Source organism: Methylomarinovum caldicuralii (assembly GCF_033126985.1).
Taxonomy (GTDB): Bacteria; Pseudomonadota; Gammaproteobacteria; order Methylococcales; family Methylothermaceae; genus Methylohalobius; species Methylohalobius caldicuralii.
In genome coordinates this window covers 1,496,256-1,510,861 of sequence record NZ_AP024714.1, presented here as the reverse complement: position 1 = coordinate 1,510,861, position 14,606 = coordinate 1,496,256, and the positions used below count along the sequence as shown (strand labels likewise).

The 14,606-nt window shown below is 64.2% G+C and carries 15 protein-coding genes; 11 read left to right on the top strand and 4 right to left on the bottom strand.

The features are described 5' to 3' along the window. Positions 1 to 54: 54 nt before the first annotated feature. From MCIT9_RS07720 to MCIT9_RS07685, 8 genes are all read left to right on the top strand, one after another. Entirely contained in the window at positions 55 to 726 is a 672-nt protein-coding gene (locus MCIT9_RS07720; protein WP_317704336.1) for a type IV pilus assembly protein FimV, read from the top strand. After that, the gene (locus tag MCIT9_RS07715; protein ID WP_317704335.1) at positions 723 to 1,727 is read left to right on the top strand and encodes a hypothetical protein; all 1,005 of its coding nucleotides are present in this window, start codon (positions 723 to 725) and stop codon (positions 1,725 to 1,727) included. Before MCIT9_RS07720 ends, MCIT9_RS07715 begins: the two co-directional genes overlap by 4 nt. Continuing rightward, positions 1,727 to 2,290: a GTP-binding protein gene (locus MCIT9_RS07710; protein WP_317704334.1), complete on the top strand. Its 564-nt coding sequence runs from the start codon at positions 1,727 to 1,729 to the stop codon at positions 2,288 to 2,290. Before MCIT9_RS07715 ends, MCIT9_RS07710 begins: the two co-directional genes overlap by 1 nt. After that, on the top strand, positions 2,283 to 2,903 hold the full coding sequence (locus MCIT9_RS07705) for a hypothetical protein (RefSeq protein ID WP_317704333.1): 621 nt from the start codon (positions 2,283 to 2,285) through the stop codon (positions 2,901 to 2,903). The genes MCIT9_RS07710 and MCIT9_RS07705 overlap by 8 nt, the downstream gene beginning before the upstream one ends. A gap of 26 nt (positions 2,904 to 2,929) precedes the next feature. Continuing rightward, complete coding sequence (locus MCIT9_RS07700; RefSeq protein WP_286291790.1) at positions 2,930 to 3,292, top strand: roadblock/LC7 domain-containing protein; 363 nt, start codon at positions 2,930 to 2,932, stop codon at positions 3,290 to 3,292. Positions 3,293 to 3,303: 11 nt separating this feature from the next. Beyond that, a complete protein-coding gene (locus MCIT9_RS07695; protein ID WP_317704332.1) occupies positions 3,304 to 3,798 on the top strand; it encodes a PAS domain-containing protein in 495 nt (164 codons plus the stop codon). Next, positions 3,795 to 4,550, top strand: a complete 756-nt coding sequence (locus MCIT9_RS07690) for a phosphate/phosphite/phosphonate ABC transporter substrate-binding protein (protein ID WP_317704331.1) — start codon at positions 3,795 to 3,797, stop codon at positions 4,548 to 4,550. The genes MCIT9_RS07695 and MCIT9_RS07690 overlap by 4 nt, the downstream gene beginning before the upstream one ends. 266 nt (positions 4,551 to 4,816) lie before the next feature. Next, positions 4,817 to 6,280: a dynamin family protein gene (locus tag MCIT9_RS07685; RefSeq protein WP_317704330.1), complete on the top strand. Its 1,464-nt coding sequence runs from the start codon at positions 4,817 to 4,819 to the stop codon at positions 6,278 to 6,280. 61 nt (positions 6,281 to 6,341) lie between these two features. Here MCIT9_RS07685 and MCIT9_RS07680 read toward each other — a convergent pair whose 3' ends face one another. Genes MCIT9_RS07680 through trxB form a run of 4 tightly spaced genes read right to left on the bottom strand, consistent with a single transcriptional unit; the run spans position 6,342 to position 9,984 of the window. Next, the gene (locus tag MCIT9_RS07680) at positions 6,342 to 7,607 is read right to left on the bottom strand and encodes a 6-phosphofructokinase (RefSeq protein WP_317704329.1); all 1,266 of its coding nucleotides are present in this window, start codon (positions 7,605 to 7,607) and stop codon (positions 6,342 to 6,344) included. Positions 7,608 to 7,609: 2 nt separating this feature from the next. Further along, positions 7,610 to 8,329 (bottom strand): arginyltransferase, encoded by a 720-nt coding sequence (locus MCIT9_RS07675; protein WP_317704328.1) that lies wholly within the window; start codon positions 8,327 to 8,329, stop codon positions 7,610 to 7,612. Beyond that, positions 8,329 to 9,018, bottom strand: a complete 690-nt coding sequence (aat, locus tag MCIT9_RS07670) for a leucyl/phenylalanyl-tRNA--protein transferase (protein WP_317704327.1) — start codon at positions 9,016 to 9,018, stop codon at positions 8,329 to 8,331. Before aat ends, MCIT9_RS07675 begins: the two co-directional genes overlap by 1 nt. Before the next feature lie 6 nt (positions 9,019 to 9,024). After that, positions 9,025 to 9,984 (bottom strand): thioredoxin-disulfide reductase, encoded by a 960-nt coding sequence (gene trxB / locus MCIT9_RS07665; protein ID WP_317704326.1) that lies wholly within the window; start codon positions 9,982 to 9,984, stop codon positions 9,025 to 9,027. 125 nt (positions 9,985 to 10,109) lie between these two features. Between trxB and MCIT9_RS07660 the strand changes: the two genes are divergently transcribed. Genes MCIT9_RS07660 through MCIT9_RS07650 form a run of 3 tightly spaced genes read left to right on the top strand, consistent with a single transcriptional unit; the run spans position 10,110 to position 14,594 of the window. Further along, positions 10,110 to 12,596, top strand: a complete 2,487-nt coding sequence (locus tag MCIT9_RS07660; protein ID WP_317704325.1) for a DNA translocase FtsK — start codon at positions 10,110 to 10,112, stop codon at positions 12,594 to 12,596. Between the two features lie 4 nt (positions 12,597 to 12,600). Then, positions 12,601 to 13,218, top strand: coding sequence for an outer membrane lipoprotein periplasmic chaperone LolA (gene lolA / locus MCIT9_RS07655; RefSeq protein ID WP_317704324.1), 618 nt, complete (start codon positions 12,601 to 12,603; stop codon positions 13,216 to 13,218). After that, on the top strand, positions 13,215 to 14,594 hold the full coding sequence (locus tag MCIT9_RS07650) for a replication-associated recombination protein A (RefSeq protein ID WP_317704323.1): 1,380 nt from the start codon (positions 13,215 to 13,217) through the stop codon (positions 14,592 to 14,594). The genes lolA and MCIT9_RS07650 overlap by 4 nt, the downstream gene beginning before the upstream one ends. The last annotated feature ends 12 nt before the right edge of the window (positions 14,595 to 14,606 follow it).

Here is a 14,606-nt window from a genome sequence, read left to right as displayed (position 1 = left end):
CACCGCGATATCGACTATGCTTGAAAGGTGGCAACCGAGATTCAGGGGAAGACGATGGCCGGATACGCAGATTCTCCCGTGGAGGCTGCGTTTTTTCTCGATCGCTGGTTGCGCCTGCAACCGGTGGATCAGCTCGATTCCGCTACCGCCTGGTCCTTCCTGACCCGGGAAATTCACCGCGATCCCCGGCGACTGGTGCTGCACCTGGCCCGAATCCGTGCCGCGGTGGGACTGGATGCGGAGGCGCTTTATGCCGCTCTGGTGGATCTGGTGCTAACCCTGGAAGGGCGGGGCCGCGGCTTGCAGCGGCGCATGATCCGGGGCGCGGGAAAATGGCTGAAAGCGGAGCGCCGGCAGATGCTGGAACGCTATCTTGCCGGCCGTCTGCCGCTGCAGTCCCTGCCGCTTTCCCCGCGTTCCGTCCTCCAGGCCGGCGCTGTCGGTATGCTGCAGATGACCGCAGCCACCAAGCCGGCAGCGGTGCCAGTCGATCTCATCGAAGCCGCCCGGTCCTGTCTGGCACTGGGTCAGCTGGATCAGGCGCGGGAGTTGTTCGAGCAGAGATTGTTCGAGGAACCGGACTGCCGGACGGCCCGTCAGGAATTGCTGGCCATCTACCGCGCCCTCGATGACCGGGAAAACTTCGCCCGCCTGCGCGCGCATCTCCAAAGCCACGGTTGCCTGGATCCGGACTGGGAGGCGTTCCATGCCGGGGCGCTGCCATGAAAGTGATGCTCCAGGGCACTTCCGAGCGTTTTCTACGTCTTTTGCACCATCTGCTGGTCCACGACTGCCGGCTGACGGTGGTTGAGGATCCTGCCGCTGCTGATGTCTGCCTGCTGGACTGGGACAGTCTGGGGGCGGCTGAGTTGCTCGAACGCCACCGGCGGCGCTGGCCCCGTATGCCGGTTTTGCTGTTGGCGCTGAATCCGCCGGCGCAGACGGAGCTGGCGTGGGTGCGAAAGCCTCTTCAGGTCGAACCGCTTCTGGCCGCCCTGAAACGGGTTTCCCTGCCGGCGGACGCGGCGGTGGCCGAAAAACCGCCACCTGCTCCCGTCCCCACCGCCGAACCGGTCGCGGTAAACTTCCGCCACTACGATCCGAGGCGATATCTGCAGGGACTTTTGACCCGTGCCTGCCGTCAGGCGTTGATGACGGGCATCGCGCTGCGGGTGGAAACCGGCTGGGAGCCGATTCTGGTGTTCCCCAAACCCAGGGCGATCTGGGTCGATGCCGACGACAAGAAGTTACGGGCGTTTTGCCGCCTGCCCCTGCAGCAGTTCTGCCAGCTTGCCGGGGAACCAGGCCAGGGGCCGGCCATCGTGCCCGCGCCGGAGATGCAGATAAAACGTCTTCCCGGGGCGCCCCAGCGGATGGACGCGTTCCTCTGGAAAGTCGCCTGGTGGAATGCCGGCGTCCGCCTGCCGGTTTCGATTTCTCCTGAGCAGTGCCTGCATCTGAAACGCTGGCCCAATCTGACCCGCTACTGGCATCCGCCCCAGGCGCTTCGCATCGCGGCGGCCTGGTATCGGCAGGATATGTCGCCGCTGCGTCTGGCGCGCATGGCGGGAAACCCCGAGACGGTGGCCAGTTTCATCAGCGCCGCCAGTGCGCTCGGCCTGGTCGAGGCAGTGGAAACGCCCCAAGCGCCCCGGCGGACGGAGCCGCAGGCGCCACCGGAGGGTTTCCTCAAGCGGATTCTGAAACGACTGCGGAAGGCGACGTGATGAAGACCGATCAGGTTTACGACAAACTGATCTTCACCGGTCCGGTCGGTGCCGGCAAGACCACCGCCATCGCCAGCATCAGCGACACGCCGCCGGTGCGTACCGATGCCTGTGCGACGGACATGACCTCGGCGCGCAAGCCGGAGACGACGGTGGCGCTGGATTACGGGGTGCTCCGCCTGGACGACGGCGGCAAGCTCCATCTCTACGGCACCCCGGGCCAGGAGCGCTTCGATTTCATGTGGGAGATACTGGTCCGGGGCGGGATCGGTCTGGTGCTGCTGCTGGACAACACCCGGACCGATCCCTTTCAGGACATGCGTTTCTTTATCCAGCGCTTCCATCCCTTCATCGACGCCACCGGCCTGGTCGTTGGCGTGACCCGGATGGATCTCAAGGCGACCCCGTCGCTGGAGGCCTATTACAATTCCCTGGAACAGCTGGGGATCAGAGCGCCGGTCCTGGAGATCGATGCCCGCCGCCGGACGGATGTGGTGCTGTTGGTGCAGGCGCTGCTGTTCCACCTGAATCCGGGCGTCCTCATGGAGGAATCCGATGCATGAGAAAGAGACTCCCTATGCGCTGCCCACCCCGACCGGCGCCTACTATGCCGTGTCCGTCGCAGCAAGCGATCCGCCCCGCACGCTGTTGCGCCTGCTACTGAGCCAGACCGAATCCCCCCGTCTATCCCCGGAGAAACTGCCGCGGGGGTGCGACCGGGAATGCTTCGAGCGCGTCCAACAGATGGGCTGGCTGCAGTGGCTGGCCGAACCGTTGAGCGTCATGGACCAGCCGTTGGAGATGATTCTGCCACAGCTGTTGGCCCCGCTGAGCGACGGCGGCAAGGTGCTGTTGGCGGACGCGCAGGGATTTTACATCGGTTCCAGCGGCTTCCCCCATGAAACCGCAGAGGAGCTGGCGGCGCTGAGCGCCGATTTCCTGGGTCTGAAGCAGCGTTACCGGGGGGTGCTGCAGGGTAACCTGCATCTGAATACGGAAGCCTGGGGGGTCGTGGATGCCGGCGGCCACACCCGCCTGGGCGTCTGGCCGCTGCACATCGGCAAGCACGTTTTCGCCCTGGTGATGACCGGCATTCCCCATTTCAATCAGCCGGAATTCGTGCAGCTGGTCTGGACCTTGATGACCCGTTATGCCCCGGTTTCCATCGTTTTGTAGAACCCACGATCACAGAGGATACGATCATGCGTGAACAGATGTTGACCTCCATTTTGAATGAGCTGAACGGCACCTCGGCGGATATCGAAGCCTCCGGCGTCATTTCCATCGACGGTCTGATGATGGCGGCGGTATTGCCCCAGGGCATGGACGAGGACCGCGTCGGGGCCATGAGCGCGGCGATGCTGTCACTGGGGGACCGGACCGCCCAGGAACTGGCGCGCGGCGAACTGGAGCAGGTGCTTATCAAGGGGGACAAGGGCTACGTGCTCATGACCCACGCGGGACGGGAGGCAGTGCTGACCGTGCTCGCCAAACCCCAGGCCAAGCTCGGGCTGATCTTTCTCGACGTCAAGCGGGCCGCTGAGAACATCGCCCAGTTGATCTGAGGGAGTCGGAAATGTTACAGGATATGGATCCAGCCAATGTGAAGGGCGAATACCGGGAATACACGCTGGAACTATACGGCGTCGGTCCCCGCAGGGTCCTGGTCACCGATGAGGAGGTGCCTTATCCCGACGGCCGCTTGATTGTCTCCCGCGCCGATACCAATGGCATCATCACCCACGTAAACCGCTCTTTCGTGGCCATGTCCGGCTACGAGGAGGAGGAGCTGATCGGCGCGCCCCATTCCATCCTGCGCCATCCGGACATGCCGAAGGCGGCGTTTCAGGATCTGTGGGCGACGGTCCGGCGCGGTGACATCTGGCAGGGATACGTCAAAAATCTGCGCAAGGACGGGGCCTATTACTGGGTCAAGGCGACGGTCATCCCCAACATCCGGAACGGCCGGGTGGTCGGTTACACCTCGGTGCGGCGCAAGCCGGACCGGCGCAAGGTCGAGGAATGCATCGACCTGTATGCCAGAATGCGACAAGAGGAGGCGGCGGCATGAGCTATACCTTCACGGTGAGTCCCGATTTCAGTCCCGACTATATCGCCGGCTGGTTCGTCTTCAATACCTGGTTGCAGCGGATCCTGGAAACTGGATTCCATCTGGAGCTGATGGATGACTTCGACAGCCTTCACGCCGCTATTGCGCAGGACCGGATCGATCTCGTCTACGCCAATCCCTATGATGCCGCCATGCTGGTGCGGGAGAAGGGTTTCAGTGCCTTGGCCAAGCCCCGGGGCGACGCCGACGAGGCGCTGATCGCCGTGGCGGCGGAAAGCGGGGTGCAGGCGGTGGAGGATCTGCCGGAGGGGGCACGGATTGCCACCACGGACAACCCGGACGTCCATCTGATGGGGATGATTCTGCTGGAGCCGGCAGGTTTGGGGCAGGACAACACCGTGCAGGTGGAATGCGACAATTACGTGCTGGTCGCCAAGCGGCTGCTGACAGGGGAGAGCGATGCCGGCATCTTCCTCGCCAGGGCTTTCGACGAGCTGAGCCGGCCGGTGCGGGAAAGGCTGAAGGTGCTGGTCCGCAGCGATATCCAGGTCATCCATCATTATCTGATGGCAGGTCCCAGGATCGCCGAGCTGCATGCGAAGTTGCAAGATGCGCTGGTGAGCATGGGGGAGACGCCGAGGACGGCCCGGATTCTGGAACAGCTGAAGCTGCCCGGCTGGGACCCGGTCGATCCGGAAGAGGTCGAATTCATGATCGATTTGATGGAGACGCTGAAATTCAGCCCGGCCTGATTTATACCGTCATCTTTTGTTGTCTGGCTCAACAAAACTCCACCGCCTCAAGCTTTAGTGAGTATCGCTCATAGGGGCTGAATTTTCCCGCCGGGAAAAGGTCTATGCATTAGAAAGAAACGGCACAGGGGTGTCCCGGATGGATTATTTTTGCCATCGGCGGGATTTTTGCCCTAAAATCGGTCCATTCTCCAGCCGGCAAGGGTGGCGGGATTCGGACCGAAACCGCTGTTCATGGATCAAGTGACATAGGAACCCCCTACATTATGCAGGCAAGCGAAATCTACGTACAGAATCTGGAGCGCCACCTCGCCCAGGAAAATCCCCTGTTGGTGGACGTGGCCAAGAATTTCCAGACGATCGACAAGGTCGCCAACGGCCTGGGGTTGTTGCGTTCGGACCAATCCACCGCCCGCCAGATTCCCTGGTGGCCGCTGGTGTCGGTACTCGGCCTGTTCTCTTCCGGCAAGTCCACCTTTATCAATCATTTCCTGGGACAGAAGGTGCAGCGCAGCGGGGTGCAGGCGGTGGACGACAAGTTCACCGTGCTTTGTTACAGCCCCGATCCCGAGGTCAAGACCCTGCCCGGTCTGGCCCTGGACGTCGATCCCCGCTTTCCGTTCTACCGCATCAGCCGGGAGATCGAGGAGGCGATGGAGGGCGAGGGAAAGCGCATCAACGCCTATCTGCAGCTGAAAACCTGCAACAGCGAGAACCTCAAGGGCAAGATCCTGATCGACTCGCCCGGTTTCGACGCCGATGCCCAGCGCAGCGCCACGTTGCGGATCACCAAGCACATCATCGACATTTCCGATCTGGTGCTGATCTTCTTCGACGCCCGGCGGCCGGAGCCGGGGGCGATGCGCGACACCCTGGAATACCTGGTCAAGACCTCGGTCGATCGCCACGATTCGGAGAAATTCATCTACATTCTCAACCAGATCGACGTGACCGCCCGCGAGGACAGTCTCGCCGAGGTGGTGGCGGCCTGGAAGAGCGCCCTGGCCGAGCGCGGTTTGAACGTGACCCATTTCTACACCATTTTTTCCCCGGAAGTGGAGATCAACTGCGACAACGAGTATGTCAAGCAGCGCCTGATCGCCCGGCGTGACCGTGATCTGGAGGAAATCCACCGCCGCATCAAGCAGGTGGAAGTCAAGCGCGCTTACCGGGTGCTCAGCACCCTGGACCAGACCGCCAAGGAACTGAAGGATCAGGCGATTCCGGAGCTGGTGAAAGCGCTCACCGGCTGGCGCAACTGGACCCTGCGGCTCGACACCCTGATACTGGTGGCCCTGATCGGGGCGGTGGTGTTCGCCGGCATCACCACCGGTTTCTGGTTCAATCCCTTGGCCGATGCCATTGCCTTCACCGCCGGCCTGATGATCCTGGGGATCTTTCATTGGCTGTTCTCCAGCATTTTCAAGGCGATTTACCGCCGCCGTCTGGCGCGCCGGCAAAAACAGGTGGGATTGCGCTTCAATCTGGTGCGTGCCTTCAACCAGTGCGCCAACTGGCGCCTGTTCGCCACCGGCAAGATCAAGGGCTGGAGCGACAAGGTCGGCGAGGAGCTGGAAAAGATCGTCAATCAGGCCGACATCCTGATCCAGCGCCTCAACGATCAGATGACCAACCCCTCCGGGGAGACGCCGGCGGGGAAGGAAACGGAGAAGCCGGCAGCGGCCGAAGCGGCCAAGGCCGAGCCGGTCGCCGCCGCCCCGGCTTCCTGAACCGGTCCTTCGCAAGACGCTATGAAAAGGCCGGAAGCGGTACCGCTTCCGGCCTTTTTCTTCAGGGCTCGAAGGGGGTGTTGAGGATCTTTTCCACCGGAGCGTTCTGCAGGCGGGCGTAGCGGGGCAACCCGTCTTCCGCGAACGGCGGGTAGTCCTCGCCGCGGATCAACGGCTGCAGGTAACGGCGGCAGGCATCGGTGATGCCGAAGCCGTCCGCGGTGATGAAGTCGGCCGGCATGTGCTTTTCCCGGTTGGCGATTTCTTCCAGGGGGGCGCTGCCGATCTCCCAGCGGTAAGGGTCGTCGGCGCTGCGCTCGATGGTCACCATCAGGGCGTTGCCGCCGGCGATCGCCAGTTCCACCGCCGCCCGGCCGACGGCATAGGCGTGCTCCACATCGGTGTGGGAGGCGATGTGACGCGCCGAGCGCTGCAGATAATCGGCGACCGCCCAGTGGGTGCGCAATCCCAGCTCCCCGTAGATCATCCGCGCCACCACCGGGGCCACCCCGCCGAGCTGGGTGTGGCCGAAGGCGTCGGTGTAACCGGCGTCGGCGAGAAACTTGCCGTCCGCGCGTCTGACGCCCTCGGACACCACCACCGAGCAGTAACCGTGTTTGCTGACCTCGGCTTTCACCCTTGCGAGGAAGGCGTCCTGATCGAAAGGTACCTCCGGAAACAGGATGACGATGGGAACCGGCCGTTCGGAGGTCGAGGCCATCCCGCCGGCGGCGGCGATCCAGCCGGCGTGCCGCCCCATGACCTCGAAGACGAACACCTTGGTCGAGGTGGCGCTCATGGAGGCGACGTCCATGCTCGCCTCCAGGGTGGACAGGGCGACGTATTTGGCGGCCGAGGCGTAACCGGGACAGCAATCGGTGACCGGCAGGTCGTTGTCCACGGTTTTGGGAATGTGGATGGCGCGGATGGGGAAACCCATCGCCTCGGAAAGCTGGGAGACTTTGTGGCAGGTGTCGGCGGAATCGTTGCCGCCGTTGTAGAAGAAACAACCGATGTTGTGAGCCCGGAACACCTCGATCAGGCGTTCGTACTGGGCCCGGTTCTCTTCAAGGCTCTTGAGTTTGTAGCGGCAGGAGCCGAAGGCGGCGCCTGGAGTGTGGCGCAGGGCGGCGATGGCTGCGTCGCTTTCCCGGGAAGTGTCGATCAGATCTTCGGTCAGGGCTCCGACGATCCCGTTGCGGCCGGCATAGACCTTGCCGATCTTGTCCGGGTGACGGTGGGCGGTTTCGATCACCGCGCATGCAGAGACGTTGATGACGGCGGTGACGCCGCCGGACTGGGCATAGAAAGCATTCTGCGGGGTCATGGTCAGCTCCTGGGGTTGAAGGTGGGTGGATGGGTCAGCCAGCGGCCGTCGGCATAGTACTCCAGTGGCTGGAAGCGGTGCTTGTAGGCCATTTTGTCACATTCGGCGATCCAGTAGCCCAGATACAGGTAGTCCAGCCCCATGCGCCGGGCGGCTTCGATCTCTGACAGGATGGCGTAGGTTCCAAGCCCCCGCCGGGGATGGTCCGGATCGAAGAAGGTATAGACCGCCGACAGGCCGTCGTCGAGCAGATCGACCACGGCGACGGCCAGAAGCCGGTCCCGGAGGCGGAGTTCGTAGAACAGCGTGTCGCACCAGCTGCAGATAAGAAAGTCGGTGTAGTCCTCGGGCGTCGATTCGGCCATGTCGCCGCCGGGATGACGGGCCTTCAGATAACGGAGATAGAGATCGTAATGCTCATCGCGGAATTGCGCCGGCCGGGCGATCAGTTCCAGGTCCCGGTTGCGCTGCAGGCAACGGCGCTGGCTGCGGTCGGGGCGGAAACGGTGGACCGGTATCCGTACCGAGACACAGGCTTGGCACAGGCTGCAGTGGGGCCGGTAGACCAGACGGCCGCTGCGCCGGAAACCCTTGGCCACCAGGTGGCTGTAATCGGCCATTGACAGTTCCAGCTCCGGCGCCAGGAACAGCATCCGCGCCTCACGTTGCGGCAGATAGTCGCAAGGGTGGGGGTGGCTGAGATAGATCTCCGTCGCTTCCATCACAGGCGCCACGCCTCCGGTGCGCAGGGTGCCGCGCAGTAACGCTGCAGCAGGGCGGTGAATCTGTCGCGGGGAATCTCCTCGGCCCCGAAGCGTTGCAGATGGCGGGTGTGCACCTGGCAGTCGATCAGGCGGTAATTCCAGCGGCGCAGGTGTTCGACCAGGATGACGAAAGCGACCTTGGAGGCGTTGCTTTTCCGGTAGAACATCGACTCGCCATAGAAGACCTGCCCGATCGCCACCCCGTAAAGGCCACCGACCAGCCCCCCTTCATACCAGCATTCCACCGAGTGGGCGTGTCCCTGACGATGCAGGCTGACGTAGGCGGCCCGCATCTCCGGGGTGATCCAGGTTCCCGATTCGTAGGGTCTGGGGGCCGCGCAGCCGTCGATGACCGCCTCGAAATCGCGGTCGAAACTGACCTCGAATTCCCCCTTGCGCAGCAGCTTGCGCAGGCTGCGGGACACCTTGAGACGCTCCGGAAACAGCACCAGACGGGGGTCGGGGGACCACCACAGGATCGGTTCGCCGGGGTTGTACCAGGGGAAGATCCCCTGCCGGTAGGCTTTCAGCAGCCGGGTGGGGGAGAGGTCGCCGCCGACGGCCAAAAGGCCGTTGGGTTCGCTCAGAGCCTTGGCCGGCGGCGGAAACGGCTGGCGGGGATCGTCGGGATCGAGCAGGGTCAACATGCCCGGTTAGACCGATTCCTCCAGGAATTTCTCCGCATCGAGGGCCGCCATGCAGCCGGTGCCGGCGGAGGTGACCGCCTGGCGGTAGACCGGGTCGGCCACGTCACCGGCGGCGAACACGCCGGGAATGTTGGTGGCGGTGGCGTTGCCCTGCATGTCACCGGTCCCTTTGACCCTGATATAGCCGTTGACCAGTTCCAACTGCCCCTCGAACAGCTCTGTGTTGGGATGGTGGCCGATGGCGATGAACACCCCTTTTACCGGGATTTCCCTGGTTTCCCCGCTCTGGACGTGGCGGATGCGGACGCCGGTGACGCCCTGGTCGTCGCCCAGGATCTCGTCCACCACGTGATTCCATTCGATGCTGACCTTGCCTTCCTCGACGCGCTTCAGCAAGCGGTCGACCAGGATCTTTTCCGCCCGCAGCTTGTCCCGGCGATGGATCAGGGTGACGTGGGAGCAGATGTTGGCCAGATACAGTGCCTCTTCCACGGCGGTGTTGCCGCCCCCGACCACGGCGACGGGCTCATCCTTGTAGAAGAAGCCGTCGCAGGTGGCGCAGGCCGACACCCCGCGGCCCTTGTACTTTTCCTCCGAGGGCAGCCCCAGATATTTGGCCGAAGAGCCGGTGGCGATGATGAGGGCGTCGCAGGTATAGCGGCCGGCATCGCCTTCGAGGGTGAAGGGGCGCCGGGAGAGATCGGCGCGGTGGATGTGGTCGAAGATGATCTCGGTGTTGAACTTTTCCGCATGCCGCCGCATCCGTTCCATCAGCTCGGGCCCCTGGACCCCGTCCGGTTCGCCGGGCCAGTTTTCCACGTCGGTGGTGGTCATCAGCTGTCCCCCCTGCTCCAGGCCGGTGACCAGCACCGGATTCAGGTTGGCGCGGGCCGCATAGATGGCGGCGGTGTAACCGGCCGGGCCGGAACCCAGGATCAGCAGTCGGCAGTGTTTGGCTTCGCTCATGGAAAGGGGTTCTCCTTGGTGATTATGCAGTCGGCCTAAATTGTATCGCTTTGACCGCAGCGCCGCTAAAGCTGTCTTGCCATTCATCCGTATTTCTACAACAATGAACCGTTTGTTGTAACCACGTGCTGCGCAAGATCTTGTCCCATACCAAAAATCTCTCCCTGCCTGACGATGCCGCCCGCTTCCGGCACGGCCTGCGGGAAATCCGGCTGCTGGCGTTTCTGTCTCTGGCGGTTTACCTGCTCGTCGCCTGTCTGAGCTACGATCTGGAGGATCCCGGCTGGCGCCATACGGGGACGGGGCGGCCGTTGACCAACGGCGGCGGTCCGGTCGGCGCCTGGGTGGCGGACTTCGCCTACACCCTGTTCGGGGTGATGTTCCTGCTGGTGCCGCTCCTGGTGGCCTGGTACGGCTGGGCGAGCTATCGCCGGGGCAGTTGGTGGTGGGCCGGTTCGCTGCAGGCCGCCGTCCGAACCCTGGGGTTCGTCGCCACCCTGATGGGGGGGGCGGGGCTGGCCTATCTGCACTTTCCCCGCACGGCCCTGGACCTGCCGGAAACCAGCGGCGGTCTGCTGGGGATCGGAGTCGGGGAATGGCTGCTGGGGCATTTCGGTCCCGTCGGAGCGATGCTGGCGTTGCTGGTGCTGTTCCTGGCGGGGGTCACCCTGCTCACCGGCCTGTCCTGGCTCGATCTCATGGAAACCATCGGCAAGTACGTGCTGCTGGCCTGGGAGTGGCTGTGGCTGCAAGGCAGGGCGCTTGCCGCCGCCTGGCGCCGGCGGCGGGCGGCTTCCTCCGCAGACGAAGCGCCCGTTGTCGAGGCGGCACCGGCAGCGCCCGCCCCGCCTCGGGAACCCCGCTTGGCCCTGCCGGAGGAGATCGTCATTGACGAACCCGAGCTTCGTCTTGCCGGGACGGAGGAGGAAGGGGACCCGCCGTCGCTGACGGCGGTGGAGGAGGATGGCGGAGCGGTTGTCGACGTGCCTTTCGAAACCGCGCCTGAGCCTGAGGAGGCCGGTCCTTCCCCTGCGCTGGAGGCGGCCGAGGTGTTGCCGGACACCCCCCCGGTCATCGGCAAGAAGGTGGAGACCCGAACAGTCGCGCCCAAGGCGCCGAGCGAGCCGGTGTTGCCGTCGCTGGAGCTGCTGGACGAAGGGAACGGCAAGGTGGAAGGTTATTCCGAGGCGGATCTGGCCCTGATGTCGCGGCAGCTGGAGGCGGTGTTGGCCGATTTCGGGGTGCAGGCCAAGGTGCGCGAAGTGCACCCGGGACCGGTCATCACCCGCTTCGAGATCCAGCCGGGGCCCGGAATCAAGGGCAGCCGCATCAGCAATCTGGCCACCGACTTGGCCCGCTCCCTGTCGGTTTCCAGCGTGCGCGTGGTGGAGGTGATACCGGGCAAGTCCTACATCGGCCTGGAGGTGCCCAACCGTCAGCGCGAAACCGTGTATCTGCGCGAGGTGCTCGCCAGCCGCGAGTATCAGAAGTCAAAGTCGCCGGTGACCCTGGTGCTGGGCAAGGACATCTCCGGCCGGCCGGTGGTGGCCGATCTGGCCAGGATGCCCCATCTGCTGGTGGCCGGCACCACCGGTTCCGGCAAGTCGGTGGCGATCAACGCCATGATCCTCAGCATGCTCTACAAGGCCACCCCCGCCCAGGTGCGCCTGATCATGATCGACCCCAAGATGCTGGAGCTTTCGGTGTACGAGGGCATTCCCCACCTGCTGGCGCCGGTGGTCACCGACATGAAGGAAGCCGCCTCCGCCCTGCGCTGGTGCGTGGCGGAGATGGACCGCCGCTACCGCCTGATGTCGGCGCTCAAAGTGCGCAATCTGGATGGTTTCAACCGCAAAGTGCGGGAGGCGGCCGAACGGGGCGAGCCGATCAAGGATCCCTTCTTCCGGGCCGGCGATATGGAGGAAGGCGGCAGCTGGCCGTTGCTGGAACCGCTGCCGATGATCGTCGTCATCATCGACGAGCTGGCCGACATGATGATGATCGTCGGCAAGAAAGTGGAGGAGCTGATCGCCCGCCTGGCCCAGAAGGCCCGTGCCGCCGGCATTCATCTGATTCTGGCGACCCAGCGGCCGTCGGTGGATGTGATCACCGGTCTCATCAAGGCCAACGTGCCGACCCGGATCGCCTTCCAGGTGTCCTCCAAGGTGGATTCCCGCACCATTCTCGACCAGGGCGGGGCGGAAACCCTGCTCGGCTGCGGCGACATGCTCTACCTGCCGCCGGGAACCGGCTTCCCCGTTCGCGCCCACGGCGCCTTCGTCGACGACGAGGAGGTGATCCGGGTGGTCGGCTTCCTGAAACAGACCGGGCAGGCCGATTACATCGAGGAAATCATCCGCTTCCAGGACGAAACAGAAACCGACACCGGCGTCGATGACGACGACGCCGAAACCGATGCCCTCTACGACGCCGCGGTGCGTTTCGTCACCGAAACCCGTCGCGTTTCCACCTCCAGCATCCAGCGCAAGTTCAAGATCGGCTACAACCGCGCCGCCCGCATCGTCGAGGCGATGGAGCGGGCGGGGGTGGTCAGCCCGCCGGAAGGCAACGGCGCCCGCACCGTGCTGGCGCCGCCCCCACACGAGGATTGAGCGCATGCAATTGTCTTTCTTTCCAGTGATTTTCCTGTTGTGGTGGGCAGCCGCAGCCACCGCCGCGCCCGTGGACGCGCTCGATGGCTTCCTTTCCCGGGTCAAGACCCTGGCTGCCGATTTCGAGCAGGAAGTCATCGACGAACACGGAAACGTCAGCCAGCGCAGCGAAGGGCGCTTCTATCTGGCGCGGCCGGGCAGGTTCCGCTGGGAATACCGCAAGCCGTACCGGCAATGGGTGATCGCCGACGGCAGCAAGGTCTGGTTCTACGATCCTGATCTGGAACAGGTGACCGTGCGCCCGCTCGACGAGGCGCTGGGATCGGCGCCGGCGCTGCTGCTCAGCGGTCAGGTCCGCCTGCAGGAGCGTTTCCGGGTGGCAGGGCAGGGAAGCGAAGGCGGGCGGGCCTGGGTGGAGCTGCGTCCCAAATCCAAGAACGACGTCTTCCGCCGTTTGCGGGTTGAACTGCAACGGGACGTTTTGCAGGCGATGGAACTGGCGGACAATTTCGGGCAGCTGACCCGGATCCGCTTCCATCGGCTGGAGATCAATCCCCGCCTCGATCCTGAGCTGTTCCGCTTCTCTCCGCCGCCCGGCGTGGATGTCTTCGAAGGCACGTGAAGTTGGAAAACAGCGCCGATTCCCGGCCGCTGGCCGACCGCCTGCGGCCCCAGCGCCTGGAGGAGTTCTTCGGCCAGCACCACCTGCTGGCGCCGGGCAAGCCTCTCTATGAGGCGGTTCGGGCCGGACATCTGCACTCGATGATTCTCTGGGGGCCGCCGGGGACCGGCAAGACGACGCTGGCGCGGATGGTGGCGGCGACGGCGGACGCCGAATTTATACCGTTATCTGCTGTTTTATCCAATATCCAAAACATCCGCCAAGCCATCCAACAGGCAGAGGCGATCCGGGAACAGGGGCGCCGAACCATCCTCTTCGTCGACGAGGTGCACCGTTTCAACAAAGCCCAGCAGGACGCCTTTCTTCCCCATATCGAAACCGGGCTGATCTGCTTCATCGGGGCGACCACGGAAAATCCCTCCTTCGCCCTCAACAACGCCCTGTTGTCCCGGGCCAGGGTCTATGTACTCAAACCGCTCGGGGAAACCGACCTGGAACAGGTCATCGACCGCGCCCTGACCGATCCGTGCGGTTTCGGCGGCCGGGAGATCAGGCTGCCGGCCGCGGTGCGCCCCTGGCTGATCCAGGCCGCCGACGGCGATGCCCGCCGCCTGTTGAATCTGCTGGAAGTGCTCGTCGATCTGGGCGAGGAGGCAGGCGGCGTCGTCCACATCTCCGAAGCGGTCGCCCGGGATGTTCTGGCCGGCGGCAGCCCGCGCCGTTTCGACCGCCAGGGGGACGCCTTCTACGATCAGATCTCCGCCCTGCACAAGACCATCCGCGGCAGCGATCCCGACGCAGCCCTGTACTGGCTCTGCCGCATGCTGGATGGTGGTTGCGATCCGCTCTACATCGCCCGCCGCCTGGTGCGTATCGCCAGCGAGGACATCGGCAACGCCGACCCGCGGGCATTGCGCCTGGCGCTCGATGCCTGGGACGCCCAGGAGCGGCTGGGGTCGCCGGAAGGGGAGCTGGCCCTGGCCCAGGCGGCGGTCTATCTGGCCTGCGCACCGAAAAGCAATGCCGTCTATCGCGCCTTTCAGGCGGCGCAACGGGATGCCGCCGCCACCGGCAGCCTGGAGGTGCCGGTGCATCTGCGCAACGCCCCGACCCGGCTCATGCGGGAGCTGGGCTACGGCCGCCGCTACCGCTATGCCCATGACGAACCGGAAGGGTATGCCGCCGGGGAAAACTATTTTCCCGAGGAGATGGAACCGCGTCGCTATTACCAGCCGGTCGAGCGCGGCCTGGAAATCAAGATCGCGGCCAAACTGCAGCGCCTTTCCGAACTGGACCGGCTTTGGCACCAACGCCACGGCCCTTCGTCACCAGACACAGAAAAAAGCCGTCGTAAACCTGGTCCGGAAGAATCCTGAGGGCGCCCTCAA

Excerpts from the sequence above, each read along its gene's own strand:
- MCIT9_RS07680 (WP_317704329.1), bottom strand. The coding sequence starts at position 7,607 with ATGACCCCGCAGAATGCTTTCTATGCCCAGTCCGGCGGCGTCACCGCC.
- MCIT9_RS07715 (WP_317704335.1), top strand. The coding sequence starts at position 723 with ATGAAAGTGATGCTCCAGGGCACTTCCGAGCGTTTTCTACGTCTTTTG.
- trxB (WP_317704326.1), bottom strand. The coding sequence starts at position 9,984 with ATGAGCGAAGCCAAACACTGCCGACTGCTGATCCTGGGTTCCGGCCCG.
- MCIT9_RS07690 (WP_317704331.1), top strand. The coding sequence starts at position 3,795 with ATGAGCTATACCTTCACGGTGAGTCCCGATTTCAGTCCCGACTATATC.
- aat (WP_317704327.1), bottom strand. The coding sequence starts at position 9,018 with ATGTTGACCCTGCTCGATCCCGACGATCCCCGCCAGCCGTTTCCGCCG.
- lolA (WP_317704324.1), top strand. The coding sequence starts at position 12,601 with ATGCAATTGTCTTTCTTTCCAGTGATTTTCCTGTTGTGGTGGGCAGCC.
- MCIT9_RS07675 (WP_317704328.1), bottom strand. The coding sequence starts at position 8,329 with ATGGAAGCGACGGAGATCTATCTCAGCCACCCCCACCCTTGCGACTAT.
- MCIT9_RS07705 (WP_317704333.1), top strand. The coding sequence starts at position 2,283 with ATGCATGAGAAAGAGACTCCCTATGCGCTGCCCACCCCGACCGGCGCC.
- MCIT9_RS07695 (WP_317704332.1), top strand. The coding sequence starts at position 3,304 with ATGTTACAGGATATGGATCCAGCCAATGTGAAGGGCGAATACCGGGAA.
- MCIT9_RS07700 (WP_286291790.1), top strand. The coding sequence starts at position 2,930 with ATGCGTGAACAGATGTTGACCTCCATTTTGAATGAGCTGAACGGCACC.
- MCIT9_RS07685 (WP_317704330.1), top strand. The coding sequence starts at position 4,817 with ATGCAGGCAAGCGAAATCTACGTACAGAATCTGGAGCGCCACCTCGCC.
- MCIT9_RS07710 (WP_317704334.1), top strand. The coding sequence starts at position 1,727 with ATGAAGACCGATCAGGTTTACGACAAACTGATCTTCACCGGTCCGGTC.
- MCIT9_RS07720 (WP_317704336.1), top strand. The coding sequence starts at position 55 with ATGGCCGGATACGCAGATTCTCCCGTGGAGGCTGCGTTTTTTCTCGAT.